The 15,516-nt window shown below is 38.5% G+C and carries 17 protein-coding genes and 8 tRNA genes; 1 reads left to right on the forward strand and 24 read right to left on the reverse strand.

Annotation, left to right across the window (positions count from 1 at the left end; genetic code table 11):
- Nucleotides 1–12: 12 nt before the first annotated feature.
- The 20 genes from KSHG_RS12550 to acpS all read right to left on the reverse strand — a co-directional run bounded on the left by KSHG_RS12550 (nt 13) and on the right by acpS (nt 9,365).
- A tRNA-Gly gene (locus KSHG_RS12550) sits at nt 13–86 on the reverse strand.
- Between the two features lie 4 nt (nt 87–90).
- Nucleotides 91–167 (reverse strand) — tRNA-Arg (locus KSHG_RS12555).
- 37 nt (nt 168–204) lie between these two features.
- Nucleotides 205–290 (reverse strand) — tRNA-Leu (locus KSHG_RS12560).
- Between the two features lie 71 nt (nt 291–361).
- Nucleotides 362–434: transfer RNA gene (locus tag KSHG_RS12565), tRNA-Lys, on the reverse strand.
- 36 nt (nt 435–470) lie between these two features.
- Nucleotides 471–545, reverse strand: a tRNA-Gln gene (locus tag KSHG_RS12570).
- Between the two features lie 6 nt (nt 546–551).
- A tRNA-Asp gene (locus KSHG_RS12575) sits at nt 552–628 on the reverse strand.
- 4 nt (nt 629–632) lie between these two features.
- A tRNA-Glu gene (locus KSHG_RS12580) sits at nt 633–707 on the reverse strand.
- Between the two features lies 1 nt (nt 708).
- A tRNA-Asn gene (locus KSHG_RS12585) sits at nt 709–785 on the reverse strand.
- A gap of 116 nt (nt 786–901) precedes the next feature.
- Entirely contained in the window at nt 902–1,354 is a 453-nt protein-coding gene (locus KSHG_RS12590) for a SprT family protein (RefSeq protein ID WP_010307218.1), read from the reverse strand.
- A 74-nt stretch (nt 1,355–1,428) separates the two neighbouring features.
- Nucleotides 1,429–1,539, reverse strand: a complete 111-nt coding sequence (locus KSHG_RS19285) for a hypothetical protein (RefSeq protein ID WP_010307219.1) — start codon at nt 1,537–1,539, stop codon at nt 1,429–1,431.
- Nucleotides 1,536–3,566 (reverse strand): Tex family protein, encoded by a 2,031-nt coding sequence (locus KSHG_RS16990; protein ID WP_010307221.1) that lies wholly within the window; start codon nt 3,564–3,566, stop codon nt 1,536–1,538. Before KSHG_RS16990 ends, KSHG_RS19285 begins: the two co-directional genes overlap by 4 nt.
- Before the next feature lie 124 nt (nt 3,567–3,690).
- Nucleotides 3,691–4,467 (reverse strand): RNA polymerase sigma factor SigB, encoded by a 777-nt coding sequence (gene sigB, locus KSHG_RS12600; protein ID WP_010307223.1) that lies wholly within the window; start codon nt 4,465–4,467, stop codon nt 3,691–3,693.
- The gene (gene rsbW, locus KSHG_RS12605) at nt 4,445–4,921 is read right to left on the reverse strand and encodes an anti-sigma B factor RsbW (RefSeq protein WP_010307225.1); all 477 of its coding nucleotides are present in this window, start codon (nt 4,919–4,921) and stop codon (nt 4,445–4,447) included. Before rsbW ends, sigB begins: the two co-directional genes overlap by 23 nt.
- Before the next feature lie 3 nt (nt 4,922–4,924).
- The gene (locus KSHG_RS12610; protein ID WP_010307227.1) at nt 4,925–5,242 is read right to left on the reverse strand and encodes an STAS domain-containing protein; all 318 of its coding nucleotides are present in this window, start codon (nt 5,240–5,242) and stop codon (nt 4,925–4,927) included.
- A gap of 16 nt (nt 5,243–5,258) precedes the next feature.
- Nucleotides 5,259–6,263, reverse strand: coding sequence for a PP2C family protein-serine/threonine phosphatase (locus KSHG_RS12615; protein WP_010307231.1), 1,005 nt, complete (start codon nt 6,261–6,263; stop codon nt 5,259–5,261).
- 16 nt (nt 6,264–6,279) lie between these two features.
- The gene (locus KSHG_RS12620; protein WP_010307235.1) at nt 6,280–6,675 is read right to left on the reverse strand and encodes an anti-sigma regulatory factor; all 396 of its coding nucleotides are present in this window, start codon (nt 6,673–6,675) and stop codon (nt 6,280–6,282) included.
- 245 nt (nt 6,676–6,920) lie between these two features.
- A complete protein-coding gene (locus KSHG_RS12625; RefSeq protein ID WP_010307239.1) occupies nt 6,921–7,271 on the reverse strand; it encodes a type II toxin-antitoxin system PemK/MazF family toxin in 351 nt (116 codons plus the stop codon).
- Nucleotides 7,272–7,298: 27 nt separating this feature from the next.
- Nucleotides 7,299–7,559 (reverse strand): hypothetical protein, encoded by a 261-nt coding sequence (locus tag KSHG_RS12630; protein WP_010307242.1) that lies wholly within the window; start codon nt 7,557–7,559, stop codon nt 7,299–7,301.
- A 151-nt stretch (nt 7,560–7,710) separates the two neighbouring features.
- Entirely contained in the window at nt 7,711–8,838 is a 1,128-nt protein-coding gene (gene alr, locus KSHG_RS12635; RefSeq protein WP_010307244.1) for an alanine racemase, read from the reverse strand.
- Nucleotides 8,839–9,008: 170 nt separating this feature from the next.
- A complete protein-coding gene (gene acpS, locus KSHG_RS12640; RefSeq protein ID WP_010307249.1) occupies nt 9,009–9,365 on the reverse strand; it encodes a holo-ACP synthase in 357 nt (118 codons plus the stop codon).
- 73 nt (nt 9,366–9,438) lie between these two features.
- Between acpS and KSHG_RS12645 the strand changes: the two genes are divergently transcribed.
- Nucleotides 9,439–10,059, forward strand: a complete 621-nt coding sequence (locus KSHG_RS12645) for a rhomboid family intramembrane serine protease (RefSeq protein WP_010307252.1) — start codon at nt 9,439–9,441, stop codon at nt 10,057–10,059.
- A 54-nt stretch (nt 10,060–10,113) separates the two neighbouring features.
- Here the strand turns inward: KSHG_RS12645 and KSHG_RS12650 are convergent, their stop codons facing one another.
- The 4 genes from KSHG_RS12650 to KSHG_RS12670 all read right to left on the reverse strand — a co-directional run bounded on the left by KSHG_RS12650 (nt 10,114) and on the right by KSHG_RS12670 (nt 15,508).
- On the reverse strand, nt 10,114–11,508 hold the full coding sequence (locus KSHG_RS12650) for a PH domain-containing protein (RefSeq protein WP_147630546.1): 1,395 nt from the start codon (nt 11,506–11,508) through the stop codon (nt 10,114–10,116).
- A 57-nt stretch (nt 11,509–11,565) separates the two neighbouring features.
- Nucleotides 11,566–12,048, reverse strand: coding sequence for a PH domain-containing protein (locus KSHG_RS12660; protein WP_010307261.1), 483 nt, complete (start codon nt 12,046–12,048; stop codon nt 11,566–11,568).
- A gap of 123 nt (nt 12,049–12,171) precedes the next feature.
- Nucleotides 12,172–13,728, reverse strand: a complete 1,557-nt coding sequence (locus tag KSHG_RS12665) for a DEAD/DEAH box helicase (protein WP_010307266.1) — start codon at nt 13,726–13,728, stop codon at nt 12,172–12,174.
- Between the two features lie 418 nt (nt 13,729–14,146).
- Nucleotides 14,147–15,508 carry a UDP-N-acetylmuramoyl-tripeptide--D-alanyl-D-alanine ligase gene (locus KSHG_RS12670; protein WP_010307269.1) on the reverse strand — a complete coding sequence of 454 codons (1,362 nt, stop codon included), beginning with the start codon at nt 15,506–15,508 and terminating at the stop codon, nt 14,147–14,149.
- Nucleotides 15,509–15,516: the final 8 nt, after the last annotated feature.

The following is a 15,516-nucleotide window of genomic DNA, read 5'->3' on the forward strand; positions in this document are numbered from 1 at the left end:
GGTTCATAAAAATGGAGCGGGTGAGGAGAATCGAACTCCCGACAACAGCTTGGAAGGCTGTGGTTTTACCACTAAACTACACCCGCATTATGGTGCGCCCAGCAGAAATCGAATCCACAACCTTCTGATCCGTAGTCAGACGCTCTATCCAGTTGAGCTATGGGCGCAAAAATATTTATTTTTAGTAATTCGTTTTTGATATTATGGTGCGGTCGAGAGGACTTGAACCTCCACCGAGTTGCCTCGACTAGGCCCTCAACCTAGCGCGTCTGCCATTCCGCCACGGCCGCATCTTATTAACGAAGTGTTTATATTATAACACATCGTTTTAATAGTGTCAATAACTATTTTTAAAAAATGATGAGTCATGCAGGATTCGAACCAGCGACCCTCTGATTAAAAGTCAGATGCTCTACCAACTGAGCTAATGACTCATATTTAAAAATAACAAAATTTAAATTTGAAATAAATGGCTGGGGTACCAGGATTCGAACCTGGGCATGATGGAATCAAAATCCATTGCCTTACCGCTTGGCTATACCCCAATAAAGTGGCGGTCCGGACGGGACTCGAACCCGCGACCTCCTGCGTGACAGGCAGGCATTCTAACCAGCTGAACTACCGGACCATAATGGTGACCCCTACGGGATTCGAACCCGTGTTACCGCCGTGAAAGGGCGGTGTCTTAACCGCTTGACCAAGGGGCCATGGCTCCGTTGGTAGGACTCGAACCTACGACCCTCTGATTAACAGTCAGATGCTGCTACCAACTGAGCTACAACGGAATAATACCATGTCGATATAATTCATTATATCGTGTCGTTTAAGATGTATTATCTTGTCGACTTCTATTATTATAGAGAGGTATATACATTTCGTCAATAGTTTTTTTAAAAAAACTTTATTTTTTATAAATGAGCTTTCCTAAACATTTTCCACATCTATATTTCTCCGTATTTAAACGCCGTTTTCTTCTATATGAAACACCACATTCGCTACACGTATATAGATGCTTTTTTTCGCTTCCTTCTAATTTGTTCGATATGGAAGAGCAAAACCTTGGTGCGTCTACCTTTTTTAACAACTCTTTAAAGTCTCGGTCACGATGTTGATACCCTTTTCCTTCTATATGTAAATGGTAGTGGCATAACTCGTGTTTTATAATTTGAATGACCTCTTCTTCACCAAACAGTTCAAACGATTTCGGATTTACCTCAATATTATGGGTCGATAATAAATAACGCCCCCCTGTCGTTTTCAACCGCTTATTAAAAAGCGCTTCATGCACGAATGCTTTTTGAAAAAAACGATTGGATACGGTACAAACGAGTTGTTGTAATTGTTCGTCGGTCATTATGATCTCTCCCTACTAAAAGAACCTCATTCCTTATTTTAAAGGAAATGAGGTTCTTTTTATAGAGAATTCATTTATTCTGGTTTTAACATCGTTAAAGCGATTCGTTCTTTTTTCAAATCAATCGTATCTACCCATACCGTTACGATATCTCCTAATGAAACGACATCAAGTGGATGTTTCACAAATCCTTTTTTAATTTAGAAATATGCACGAGGCCGTCTTGTTTCACACCAACATCAATAAACGCACCAAAATCGACAACATTTCGTACTGTTCCTTGTAATTCCATTCCTGCTTTTAAATCTTCCATTTTTAAAATATCTTTTTTAAGCAATGGTTGTGGGAACGCATCACGTGGGTCACGTGATGGTTTCATTAACACGTCCAACGTATCTTGCACAGTAATTTCACCGATTTCAAGTGACTGGCTTAATTGTTTAACATCTAGTTGTTTTAATTTTTCTTCTACGTCTGAATGACCGATTTCTTTTTTAGAAACACCTGCTTCTTTTAAAAGTTGCTCAGCTAACGCATAACTTTCTGGGTGAATACCCGTTGCATCCAATGGGTTCTTTCCTTCAGGCACACGTAAAAAGCCAATTGCTTGCTCATACGTTTTCGCACCGAGACGTGGCACTTTCTTCAACTGTGTACGTGCCGTAAATTTCCCTACTTCACTTCGCATTTGAACGATGTTTTCCGCTACCGTTTTCGATAAGCCTGAAACATATTGAAGAAGAGAGGCAGAAGCTGTATTGACGTCTACGCCTACTTGGTTAACAGCTGTTTCCACGATAAAACCTAACGAGTCCGTTAATTTCTTTTGCGATACGTCGTGTTGGTATTGTCCTACACCGACCGCTTTTGGCTCAATTTTAACGAGTTCAGCTAACGGATCTTGCAAGCGACGTGCAATAGAGATTGCACTACGTTGTTCTACTTGAAGCTCAGGGAATTCTTCTCGTGCTTTTTCTGAAGCAGAATAAACACTTGCGCCCGCTTCACTTACGATGACGTATGCCGCTTCGGATTGTAATTCTTGTAAAAGAGAAGCTACGAACGCCTCCGATTCTCGAGAAGCTGTTCCGTTCCCAATTGCAATGATTGAAATCGGATAGCGTTTTAATAAGTCTGTCACAACTCGTTTTGATTCTTCTGGTTTCGCTTTTGGTGGATGTGGATAAATCACCGCAATCTCAAGCATTTTTCCGGTATCATCTACAACAGCTAATTTACAGCCAGTTCGGTATGCTGGGTCTAAACCTAACACGTATTTCCCTTTCAACGGCGGCTGCAATAAAAGACTACGTAAATTTTCAGAGAAAATATGAATAGCTTGTCCTTCTGCTTTTTCCGTCAATTCATTGCGCACTTCTCTTTCAATAGAAGGAGCAATTAAACGTTTATAACTATCTTCGATCGCCTCTTCGATTGCTACTCTAACCGGAGATGTCGTTTTCGGAATGTAAAAACGACGCATCGCTTCTTCGATTTTAACGATAGGTGCTGTAATAGAAACACGTAAAATATCTTCTTTTTCACCACGGTTAATCGCTAACGTACGATGTGGCACGATTTTTGAAAGAGGTTCTTCATATGCATAGTACATTTCAAAAATTTGTTTTTCATCTTGCTCTTCTTTTTTTACAGTAGTCGTGATTGTCCCCTCACGCCAAGTCCATTGGCGAATCATATCGCGAATTTTCACTTCATCAGCAAAACGTTCCGCTAAAATATCTTTCGCTCCTTGAATTACTTGTTCTTCATCTAATTGTTCTGAAACGTATGGCGCAGCTAATTTCGATAACGAATCAACAGGATATTGAAGCATTTTTTCTGCTAATGGTTCTAAGCCTTGCTCTTTCGCAATCGTTGCTTTCGTTCTACGTTTTTGTTTGTATGGGCGGTATAAATCCTCTACTTGTTTCAAAATGGTAGCCGCAGCAATCTTCGCTTGAAGCTCAGACGTTAATTTTCCTTGTTCTTCAATTGATTGAAGGACGTCTTTTTTACGATTCTCTAACTGAACTAAATAATGATGTCGATCTTCAATTGCTTTTATTTGAACCTCATCTAAAGAACCTGTTGCTTCTTTACGATAACGTGCAATAAACGGCACAGTGTTCCCATCTTCCATTAATTGAATCACCGTCGTTACTTGCTTCGGCGCAATTTTTAACTCTTTCCCAATCATTGCTGAAAAATTCATCTACAAACCACCCTTTCTTACGTTTAAGTTTAGCATGTTCGCTTTTTTTACGCACCGCAAAACAAAAGGGGACATCGCGTATAAACACGATGCCCCTTTTACACACAGCCATTCTCTAAACTGTTTATATCCCGCCAGAAGCAATAATTGCTTGCTGTAGTTTTTTGATTGCTTTACGCTGCAAACGAGAGACGTGCATTTGTGAAATACCAAGTCTTTCGCCTGCTTCTTTTTGACTGAGTTGTTCTAAATAAGTCAATTGAATAATTTGTTTTTCTCGCTCGTTTAAAACGCTCATCGCATCAGCAACAATCATACGACGATTCGTTTTCTCGAACTCGTCATCTTCTTTTCCGACAACATCAAATAACGTCACCGTACTTCCATCTGAATCAGATTCAATTGAATGATCCATTGATAACGCTTGATAGCTACGGCTCATTTCCATTGCTTCTAGCACTTCTTCCGTCACTTCTAAATGTTGAGCAATTTCAAACACTTGTGGCGAACGTTGAAGTTCCGTCGTCAATAATTCAACCGTCGCTTTAATACGCGGTCCTAATTCTTTAATTCTTCGTGGTACGTGGACGTCCCACGTTTTATCACGTAAAAATCGTTTAATTTCACCGACAATTGTCGGAACAGCAAATGCTTCAAAACTTCTACCAAATTCCGGATCAAATCGACGAATAGCACCTAATAAACCGAGCATACCGACTTGAACGATATCATCATGGTACGAACGGCCATTTGAATATTTTCGTGCAATGGATTCTACTAAGTATTTGTAGTTTTTAACAAGATTGGTTTGTGCATCATCATCACGTTCTTCTTGGTATAAACGAATCCATTCAAGCACTTGTTCTTTAGAAGCGTTTCTAGAAGACGTCTGTTTCCTCATGTGCATTCACCTGCTCTCGTGAAACATATTTTGTCATGAACACTGTTACGCCGTTTTCATTGAGCACTTTTAATTCGTCCATTAAGCTTTCGATTAGAAATAAACCTAATCCTCCTTCACGAATGAACTCAACTTCCGTATTTTCGTTGTAAGGTCCTACTTTTTTCTTCACTTCTTCAAATTCGAAGCTACGGCCGTAATCTGCGACCATGATTTCTAATTTATCTTTATATAAGGCACAGCCGATTACAACTTCATCTTTGTCTTCGATTTCATCGCCGTATGCATGCTGTATAGCATTCGTTACAGCTTCACTTGTCGCAATTTTTAAATCTTCAATATCATCATAAGTTAAACCTATTCTGCTCGCTAAACCTGAAATCGTTAAACGTACAATTCCTATATATTGTGTTTTTGGCGGAATCCGCATTTCAAAGTAATCAAAGTTCTTCATAAGTTACGCCTCCTCTACGTGGATAATGCCACTTAGACCTGTAATATCAAATAATCGTTTCAAACGTGGAGATAATCCAACTAATTTTACTTCGCTATTTTTCGCAATGCCATTTTTATAAAAAGCGACGATTACGCCAATACCTGTACTATCCATATAACCAACATTTGATAAATCTAGCACCGCTTCTTGAATACTATTTAAATCAACACCAAACAATTCTTCACGTAATTGTGGAGCTGTATGCGCATCGATTTCTCCTGCGATTGCAATCACTACTTGATTCTCGTTTTCTGATTTAATATTTACTGTCAATTCCATTGACGCTCACCTCAAATTAAAGTTTTTTAATAACTGCTAATGTAAAATCATCTCGTTGATGAAATGATTGAAATTTTTCTAATCGTCTGTATACACTTCGAACAAGTTGTTCTGGAGGTTCATCTATCACTTCAAAAATAAACTCTGTCAATTCCTCTCGAGTTAAAAAGCGCTCTTCATCCGTACGGCATTCCGTTACGCCATCGGTCATAATAATAATTAAATCGTTTTGCTTTAGTTCAATATTTCCTTCTAAATAATGAACATCCGGTAATATACCTAACAACAGTCCATTCGCTTGATCCAAATCATAAAACTTCTGTTCTTCTGAATTGTAGTAAAGCGCTGGTTCATGCCCCGCAGAAGCGTATGTAAAGAGTGATGTTTCATTATCATATCGCCCATAAAACATTGAAATGAACATATGGTCTGCAATACTTTTCACGACAATTCGATTCAACACATCTAACGCATAAGCAGGGCTAATATTCGTTTGTCCGAGTGTGTCTAAACCATTCTTCACCATCGACATACAAAGTGCTGCCGGTATCCCTTTTCCTACAACATCTGCCACGCCAACACCTAAATAATCGGTATCGTCGCTTTGAAAATAAACGTAATCACCGTTCATTTGACCTGCAGGTTTAGACAAATAACCGATATCTATACCGTCTAAATTAGCCGATTCTGTTCGCAACATCGTATTTTGAACTTTTGCTGCTAATTCAATTTCATGCTTCATTTCTTCTTGTTGTTCCAAAAGAATCTTATGATCCCGTAAAGCTAAGCCATACTGAATCATAAATTCCGTTAAAAATTCGAAAGAAGTAAAAATTTCTGCTGAAGTAACCGCATCCATTTCTTCTAACGCCTTCTTATGAATACTAATAACTTCTTCAGGGGTAATATTTTTCCGAACGAATAGCCGACTAAAATTTTGTCCTAAATATAAATTACGTTCTGTTTGGTGTTTCAAGTATTGACTCAATAATTCTTTATATTGCGCTTGAATTGCTAACACTATTTCACCCACCTAATTAACTTAACCATTTAACAACAACAATTTTCGTACCCTGATTTGCTTCTGTTTCAATTTCAAATTCATCCATCAATCTTTTTACACCTGGTAAGCCTGCACCTAAGCCATACGAAGAATAATCTTCTTTCAATACACCTTGAAGGTTTTGAATACCTGGTCCACGATCTTCTGCAATAATTTGAATTCCATCGCGATTATTTTTATTGATGACGTTTACCGTCACATTTCCTTGTTCTGCATACAAATAAATATTTCGAGCCAATTCACTAACAACGGTTGTAATCCGCGCTTGATCTACCGCATTAAACCCGATTAATTTTGCTAAGCTCCTACTGATTTGTCTAGCAGCAACAATATCCCATTCAGTTAAAATATTCACAACGGAAGTATTCATATCTACTCCCCCCATCTTTGCCTCATGCAGTACCCCTTCCTTATAACAACAGTCAAATTTACCGTCTTTAATTGTAGCTCTCTATCATTTGCCTTAGCTAAACGCTAATTTTTCAGTCTTTACTAGTAATTGTATACCATTTATGGATATTATTCACTTTATAACCTTTTAGCATACGCAAAATATCTTATACTAAAAAAGCTACCCTTTTCAAAAATAACTGGGTAGCTTCTTTATATGTATGCTTAAAATTTAATTAAACCTAAGCTTATTTCTAATGCATCTTCTACTTTTTTCATTAACGGCGCATCTAACTGCGTAATTTTATCCGTTAAACGTGATTTATCAATCGTTCTGAGTTGTTCTAACAAAATAACCGAATCTCGTTCGAAACCATACTTTTTCGCATCAATTTCGACATGTGTAGGTAATTTTGCTTTTTGAATCTGTGCTGTGATTGCTGCAATAATCACGGTTGGGCTAAATCTATTACCAATATCATTTTGGATTATCAACACTGGTCGTGTTCCGCCTTGCTCAGAACCGACCACTGGTGATAAATCTGCAAAAAAGACATCTCCGCGTTTTACGTTCACAATTTCACCCTCCGTAAACGAGACGCGTTACAATATGCGACCTATTGCATGTTCTGCTTCGTACTCCACATGTAAACATTCGCTACATATTGTAAGGTTAATTTGAGACATTTCTTCATATCCCTTAACCATCAGCTCTCGAATATGTTTTTGTTTTTGCGTAACACTATTTCTACGTTCATCTGATGCAAAAGCATAATGATGAGAAATTTTTTGTAATACGGCATCATACGCTTTTTCCATATCATATTCGGACAGTTGAATTACGTCTAATTGTTTATGACTCACAGCTTACACCTCCAAAACGACACACTCATTTTTCGTATCTTTATAACTTATCCACTATATTAGCATTGAATAAGTTTCTTGAAAAGATGCAAAAAGCAATAAAGAGTATAAAAAGTGGTAGTTTTCTGAATTTTTGTGCATACTATGAAGTTTATTTTTCAGTTACAAACACCCTTGGAATGCGTTCTGTAAGCATACATGGAACTTCATAAACAATCGTGTGTAAACGGTCTGCCCATTCTTGAATAAAAATTTCTTCATGCCCTTGTTTCCCAATTAAAACGACTGATTCACCAATTGGAAATTTCTTCGGAAGTTTGATCATAACTTGGTCCATACAAATACGTCCAATAATCGGTGCACGTTCTCCACCTACGAGTACTTCTTGATTAGCTAGCCCTCGAATCATACCATCCGCATAGCCAATCGGTAACGTACCTACCCACTCATCCTCCTTAGCTACATAAGTTGCTCCGTATCCAACTGAGTCGCCCGCATGCAATTGTTTTACATGTACGAGTTCTGTCACTAAAGAAAGCGCTGGTTGTAAAGGATATGGCAAATGTTCAGCTACATAGTCTGAAGGTGCTAAGCCGTACATTGAAATACCAAATCGAACAGCATCGAATTGAACATGTTCTTTCACAAGAGATGCTGCTGTATTCGCTGCATGAACGATTCTCGGTTTAACTGGTAAAGATTGTACGAATGTCGTAAACGTTTGAAGCTGTTGTTCATAAAACGTAGGATCTTCTTCATCCGCTGTTGCAAAATGTGTGAAAATCCCGTCTACTACGACATTTGGCATGTTCGTTGCTGTGTCATAAACATCTCGTAATTCACTTATCGTTCTAACACCAATGCGTCCCATTCCACTATCTACTTTTAAATGAACAGTTAAAAATTTTTCAAAAGTTGTCGCGCTCGATGCAATACGTTGTAACCACTCTGTTGAAAAAACAGTTAACGTAATATCGTATTTTGCTGCATATGGTGCAAAAGAGACCGGAACAGCACCTAAAATTAAAATAGGTACGTCTGAAATATGTTTTCTGACATGTAATGCTTCTTCCGGAGTTGCAACGGCTAACATCGTTGCGCCAGCTCGTAATGCTGTTTTGGCAACTTGAATATCGCCATGACCGTAAGCATTTGCTTTAATAACCGCCATAATATGTACATCCGAATGCAAATGTTGACGTAAATTTGAAACGTTTGCGTACACCGCATCCAAATTAATTAAAGCTTGCGTTGGTCTAAAATTTTGTAAGTGTTCCATAGTTTCATACCTCTTCTAAAACGTGTTTTTGTTCTATATATTATGTACTTCTCATCAATAGAGGTCAATATTTTAGAAGGCATTGAAAAAAGGTATAATTTACCGTTTTATAGGCGATACTTCTCTTTACCCTTCTTTCGGCAAAATAGTCCTATTTTTTATAATAAAAATCATGCTTCTTCTAAAATAACTTGTGCAGCTGCATACATTTTCGTATGCGTAATCGAAACGAATCCTTTTACTCTCTCGCTTTTAAAATACAAAATAGGTTTCCCAGAGGCTTCTTTTAATATTTCAATATCATGCAAGGCACAATCTTTCCCGAGTCCTGTACCGAATGCTTTAGAAAACGCCTCTTTCGCAGAAAAACGCCCTGCTAAAAACTCCAATTGACGATGCGACGACAAGGCATCGTACAACTGTAATTCTCTTTCTGTTAATATCTTTTTGCGAAAGCGGTCCGTTCGTGCATTCGCTTTTTCGACGCGCTCCAATTCTACGACGTCTAAACCAATACCTGTGATCATGTTTTTGTTCATCCTTTCTTTCTATGATTGAATACGGGTATAATAGCACTAACTCCGAATAAGAGGTGACTTTATGTTCAATCGTACTGAAAAACTTTCTGACTACATTAAATTATACCCGATGGTTTCTACTTTTCTTCTTATTAATATCGCGGTCTATTTAGTCGGTCTCGTGCCATCAATCGGCAACTGGATTTTCGCAAAAGGTGCCGCAATCAACTTTTTAATTGCTCAAGGTGAATATTGGCGCGTCGTCACAGCTATTTTTATTCACGGTGGATTTATGCACGTTCTTTCCAATATGTTCTGGCTATACGTGTTCGGCCCTGAATTAGAACGTATTGCAGGGAAGGCTCGCTTCTTCACTATTTACATGCTTGCCGGCATACTCGGTAATGTATTCACTTACATATGGCAACCGTTAAACTACGCTTCTGTCGGAGCAAGTGGTGCGATTTTCGGTATACTCGGTGCTTTTTTAGCACTCGTTTATTACACACGAAAAATATTCCCACAACTAAAGCAAATGATCGTTCCACTCGTTGTAATTTCCGTTATTATTACATTTTTACAACCGAACGTAAATGTAATTGCTCATATCATTGGCTTGTTAACCGGTTTATTATTTGGCCTCATTAATTTTCATCCGAAAAACATTCGAAGATGGCAACAAAAACGAAGAAATGAACCATAAATTCATTCAAAAAAGGAGATGTCCTATATGCGACATCTCCTTTTTTGATGAAATTTATTTTCCTCTTTGATACCAATGATAAATACGTAATAAATCATCTTTTTTGAAAAAACGAATGCCCACACTCATCGGTAGTTTCCCCGCAACATACGTCACTTGAAAACGAGCAAACTGCCCTCTCTCTGCTATGATTGTTTGCGCCATTTGCACTGTTTGAATTCTATTTTTCATCACATACGTCGTCACTTTTGAAAAAGTTCTCGTCACGACTAATAGTTGTTTATGATGAATTTGGATAGCAGCTGTTTTATATAAAATAAAGCCGTATAAAGCGGCAATGATAACTAAAACCACGCCAAACACTCCATAATAATGTGGGATAAAAATAATCATGAGCGTCACGACAATGAGCCAAATCCAACTATGAAACGCGACATATCTCCAACTAGCCGATTTCGGTGGCTTAATCCATTTTTCAACGTCGTACGCGTAGTCTGGAAATAAACGTTGAAGTAATTGAATACCTTCTGCTTTTTTTATTAAAGGCATCAATGTGACCGTCGAACCACTTTTTTCATCTGTATTCCCAGCACTAACGAGTTGGACCATTGAAAATCCAAATAGTTGGCGGAAAGGTGACTCAACAATGCGAATACTTTGTACACGACTTAACGGTACATTCGTTCTTTTCTTCTCTAAAACGCCTTTACTAATTAGCAACCGCTCGCCTTCTCGCACGACTTCGAAATTTGCAAATTGAATATACGTCACGACAATGGAGAACAACCACGATACGAATAAAATAACTGCAATCAGTAAAACGACAAGCGTAATGCCACTCTTTATAAGTACTTGTACTTGGTTAAAAACAGCATCCATCGGAATAAAATCAGATAGCTGTGTAGCAACGGCTGCTAAAGCTGAAAAAATAATACCGATACTCCCCGATGTCGCCGCTAGTATGAGCAAATCTTTTTTCGTAATTTTGTACATCAATTCTTTTTGGACAATCGGTTGTACTAGTAGTTCCTCTGATGAAGCAAAGCTCTTTTTAGCTTTTTTCGTTACGTCTTCAATCCATTCAGCTTGTCGTTTAGAAATCGCTAACAATTTCATGCCTGATTCCTCACTACCTGCTGTTTCAAGCGTAACACTCACTAAGCCAAATGGTCTGTGTAAAATACTTTCTTTGAAATTAACACTTTGAATGCGCTCAAAAGGTACGAGCTGATGTTTACGAACGAAAATTCCTTTTTCAATATGCAACTCTTGGTCTTCAAACCAATATGTGAACCGTCGCCAAGATACAATGCATAAAACGATCGTCACGACGGCGATGAAACAAATAATGACAAGCCCTATTAGCGTCCACTTAAATCCCGGACTCGTTGGATTCCATTCGATTCGATTAATGTTTACTAAAAAACAACTGCAAATGTCGTAATCCACTGCTTTGCATTTTTTGCTAAATTCAGCAAAATCGTAATCGGATGCAAATGTTGTTTATTAGACATCATCTTCAGCCACCCTTGCCAACGTAGAAATTTTCATACGCAGTTCTTCTGCTTCTTCTTCCGTTAATGCGGGGATTTTATGTACCGTCGCAGCTGTCGAAATCGAAATTTCGGCTAAGTGATATTTTTTCAAAATCGGCCCTTGCGTCATATTTACATGTTGTACACGAATCATCGGCACGAGTACACGTTCAATGACGAATAAGCCATATTTCAACTCAATTTCTTCTTCTCTGACTTCATATCGCCAATGATGCCATCGGATTTTCGGAAAAGCGTATACGAAACAAATCGTGAACAATACGGCGACCATAGCGAGACCCGCATATATCCAATAATCAAAAGATACGTGTAAATAGTGAATCCCCACACCTATCCCGATACAAATAAGCCATACGATAATAGATTCAATCCATCCGTGTATGCGCCATACTGTCAATCCTCTTCTTGAAATTTGGTTTTGTGGATCTTTCATCTTCCTCCTCCTTCATATCACCTAATTACGTTTAGTTTCTCATACATCTTTCAACATCTCCACTTTCGGACAATAAAAAAACAGCAAAGGCTGTTTAGACAACCTTTGCTGTTTTGAATATGACTAGTCTTCAGTGTTGCGACGTTGACGACGTTCTCCGCCTTCACGATTACGACGACGTTCTCCGCCACCGTTACCGCCTTCACGACGACGACGTTCTCCGCCACCATTGCCACGACGTTCTCCGCCTTCGCGACGACGACGTTCTCCGCCACCGTTACCGCTACGATTGCGGTTGCCACCACGATAGTTACGGCCACCGCCATTACGATTACGACCGCCACCGTTGCCACGGCGCATAGGTAAAGGACGTTCTTCAGTAATTTTTACTGGAGTATCATCTGGTTCTTTTGTTAATGATTTAAGAGCTGCTGCTACGAAATCAACTGCATCTCCGTCTTTTAATAACTCTTCAGCCATTGCACGGTAGTTGCTTAAACGATTTTTTTCAATAATTGCTTTTAATTGTTGAACTGCAACTTCTTGTTGACCAACTAATGCTTCATCAGCAGTTGGTGGTTGAAGTGGAGTCATACGTTTTTTAGTTGTTTCTTCAACGATGCGTAGGTAATTCATTTCACGTGGTGTAACGAATGTTACAGCAACGCCTGATTTACCAGCACGGCCAGTACGACCGATACGGTGAACGTAAGATTCTGGATCTTGTGGAATATCAAAGTTGTAAACGTGTGTTACACCTGAAATATCAAGACCACGAGCAGCTACGTCAGTTGCTACTAATACATCAATTTTGTTTTCTTTGAATTGACGTAATACAGAAAGACGTTTCGCTTGAGAAAGGTCACCGTGAATACCTTCTGCAACGTAACCACGGATGCTAAGTGCGTGAGATAATTCATCAACACGACGTTTAGTACGACCGAATACGATTGCAAGTTCAGGTTTTTGAACGTTTAATAGACGAGATAAAATATCGAATTTTTCACGTTCTTGAGATTTTACGAAATATTGATCGATGTTATCGACAGTCAATTCTTTCGCTTTGATTTTAACACTTTGTGGTTCTGTCATGAATGTATCAGCAATTTTACGAATTGCTGGTGGCATTGTTGCAGAGAATAAAAGTGTTTGACGTTCGTTAGGAACGTTTTCTAAGATTGCATTGATATCTTCAATGAATCCCATGTTTAACATTTCATCTGCTTCATCAAGCACTAATGTTTTAACGTTTTCTAATTTAAGAGTACGGCGTTTAATGTGATCTAAAATACGACCTGGAGTACCTACGATAATTTGTGGTTTGTTTTTAAGTGCGCGGATTTGACGGCCGATATCTTGACCACCATATACTGAAAGAATTTTTGAGCGTTTACCGTAACCAATTTTGTGAATTTCTTCTGAACATTGGATTGCTAATTCACGTGTTGGTGCGATTACTAACGCTTGGATTGATGTTTCATTAGGATCGATGTTTTCAATTAATGGAACACCGAAAGCAACTGTTTTACCAGTACCTGTTTGTGCTTGTCCGATAATATCGTGACCTTCAACAGCTAGTGGAATTGTTCCTGCTTGGATTGGTGTTGCTTCTTCAAATCCCATACGTTGTAGGGATTTTAATGTAGATTCGCTAATATTTAATTCTGAAAAATTTGTCAAACTTCTCATTCTCCTTTTGATTAAGTGTGCAGTTGACAAATGGTTACATTCTCAGATGAAAATAGGGCAAATCGAGCCTCATGTCTAGGATTATCTGAATCCTTAACGATTATACCTCCACCCTTGTTGTGGAGTCTGTTTATATAAAATAAAGCCCGGGCTTTGCCGAGCGGTTCAATTCAAAGGTTTAAACCTCATATTGACCGTAATGTTCAAAAAAAAGTACTCCCCATACGAATGTCGGAGAGTCTCATACAAAATGTATCCATTGCTTTAAACATTCTATCATGCACTTTAACACTATGCAATGAATAACAATCGGAAATTTGTTTTCTGAATTCTTTATTCACATGCTTTTGAGCATTAAAAAAAGCCATAATCCCTATAAAAAGGAACTATGGCCAATCATTGATTTTTATTATTTTACGAAGGCTTGCAGTACGTTTTCAAGTGCCATACCACGAGAACCTTTTAATAGAACAAGTGAATCTTTCGATGCATCTTTTTCAATTTTCGTGATGATTGGTGCATAATCATCTGCACTCCATACGACGTCCACGTTTGCTTGTACTCGTAATTTTTCATACAAAGCTTCCATTCTTGGACCGTATAAACATACGTGGTTAATTGCTTCCGTATTTAAATCGTTCGCAATGTTTTCATGGAATTGACGTTCGTTCGTACCTAGCTCTAACATATCGCCAAGTACGACCCATTTATCAGGACGCAGTGTCGCATGTTCAACGAAATTTAGTGCTGCGCGGACAGAAGTCGGTGCAGCATTGTATGCATCATTAATGAATAACATGCCGTTATCCGCTTCAATTAATTGCATACGCATATTTGTTAACTGTACTTGTTTTAATGATTCGCGAATTTGATCGTTTGATAAACCAATTTCTTTCGCAATTAAAATCGCAATCAATGTATTTTTCACTTGATGACGACCGAGTACAGAAATGAAGAAACGGTCTTCCATCACACCGTGAACGTCAAAATGACTTCCACGTTGATCCTCTACGATATTAGAAGCAAATAAATCGTCACTTTCTTCTAAACCGAATGAAACGGTGTTTAAGTTAGCAGCTTCTACTAATGGACGTAATAACGGTTCGTCGCCATCAAAGAAAAACTTACCATCTTGTTGTAAGCCTTGAACGATTTCAAATTTAGCTTTAGCAATTCCTTCACGAGAACCGAGCGCTTCCATATGTGCCTCTCCGATATTCGTAATAATCGCATATTTTGGTTGTGCCAATTTCGTTAATAACTCGATTTGATGATACCCATCCATCCCCATTTCAAGAACGGCAAATTGCGTATCTTCATCTAAGCCTAAAAGCGTTAATGGTAAACCTAATTGGTTGTTGTAGTTTCCTTCTGTTTTTTGCACTTTATAGTAAGGAGACAACGTACCAGCAATTAAATCTTTCGTAGACGTTTTACCGTTTGAACCCGTTACAGCAATGAAAGTTGCTTGGTGTTCTGCGCGATAAGCACGTGCCATTTGTTGCAATGCTTCTTCTGAATCATCTACAAAAATAAGCGGTAAGTCAGCTGGTGGATTCGGTTCGTCTTTTTGCCATAATGCAGCAGCTGCACCATTTTCAAAAGCTTGTGCAACGTATTTATGACCGTTTGTATTTTCACCTCTGAACGGAATAAATAAATCCCCTTTTTGCAACGTGCGTGTATTAATCGATACACCTGTTACGATAGCATCTTCCGCGACATGATCTGCGTTAAGCCAAGCCGCGATTTCGTTAATCGTCTTTTTCATAAATGAGG

Origin of the sequence: Kurthia senegalensis, from assembly GCF_000285595.1 — a bacterium.
Taxonomy (GTDB): domain Bacteria; phylum Bacillota; class Bacilli; order Bacillales_A; family Planococcaceae; genus Kurthia; species Kurthia senegalensis.

What these genes read in the sequence shown, in the direction of transcription:
- KSHG_RS12590 (WP_010307218.1), bottom strand. Translation starts at nt 1,354, where the DNA reads ATGACCGACGAACAATTACAACAACTCGTTTGTACCGTATCCAATCGT.
- KSHG_RS16990 (WP_010307221.1), bottom strand. Translation starts at nt 3,566, where the DNA reads ATGAATTTTTCAGCAATGATTGGGAAAGAGTTAAAAATTGCGCCGAAG.
- sigB (WP_010307223.1), bottom strand. Translation starts at nt 4,467, where the DNA reads ATGAGGAAACAGACGTCTTCTAGAAACGCTTCTAAAGAACAAGTGCTT.
- rsbW (WP_010307225.1), bottom strand. Translation starts at nt 4,921, where the DNA reads ATGAAGAACTTTGATTACTTTGAAATGCGGATTCCGCCAAAAACACAA.
- KSHG_RS12610 (WP_010307227.1), bottom strand. Translation starts at nt 5,242, where the DNA reads ATGGAATTGACAGTAAATATTAAATCAGAAAACGAGAATCAAGTAGTG.
- KSHG_RS12620 (WP_010307235.1), bottom strand. Translation starts at nt 6,675, where the DNA reads ATGAATACTTCCGTTGTGAATATTTTAACTGAATGGGATATTGTTGCT.
- alr (WP_010307244.1), bottom strand. Translation starts at nt 8,838, where the DNA reads ATGGAACACTTACAAAATTTTAGACCAACGCAAGCTTTAATTAATTTG.
- acpS (WP_010307249.1), bottom strand. Translation starts at nt 9,365, where the DNA reads ATGATCACAGGTATTGGTTTAGACGTCGTAGAATTGGAGCGCGTCGAA.
- KSHG_RS12645 (WP_010307252.1), top strand. Translation starts at nt 9,439, where the DNA reads ATGTTCAATCGTACTGAAAAACTTTCTGACTACATTAAATTATACCCG.
- KSHG_RS12660 (WP_010307261.1), bottom strand. Translation starts at nt 12,048, where the DNA reads ATGAAAGATCCACAAAACCAAATTTCAAGAAGAGGATTGACAGTATGG.
- KSHG_RS12670 (WP_010307269.1), bottom strand. Translation starts at nt 15,508, where the DNA reads ATGAAAAAGACGATTAACGAAATCGCGGCTTGGCTTAACGCAGATCAT.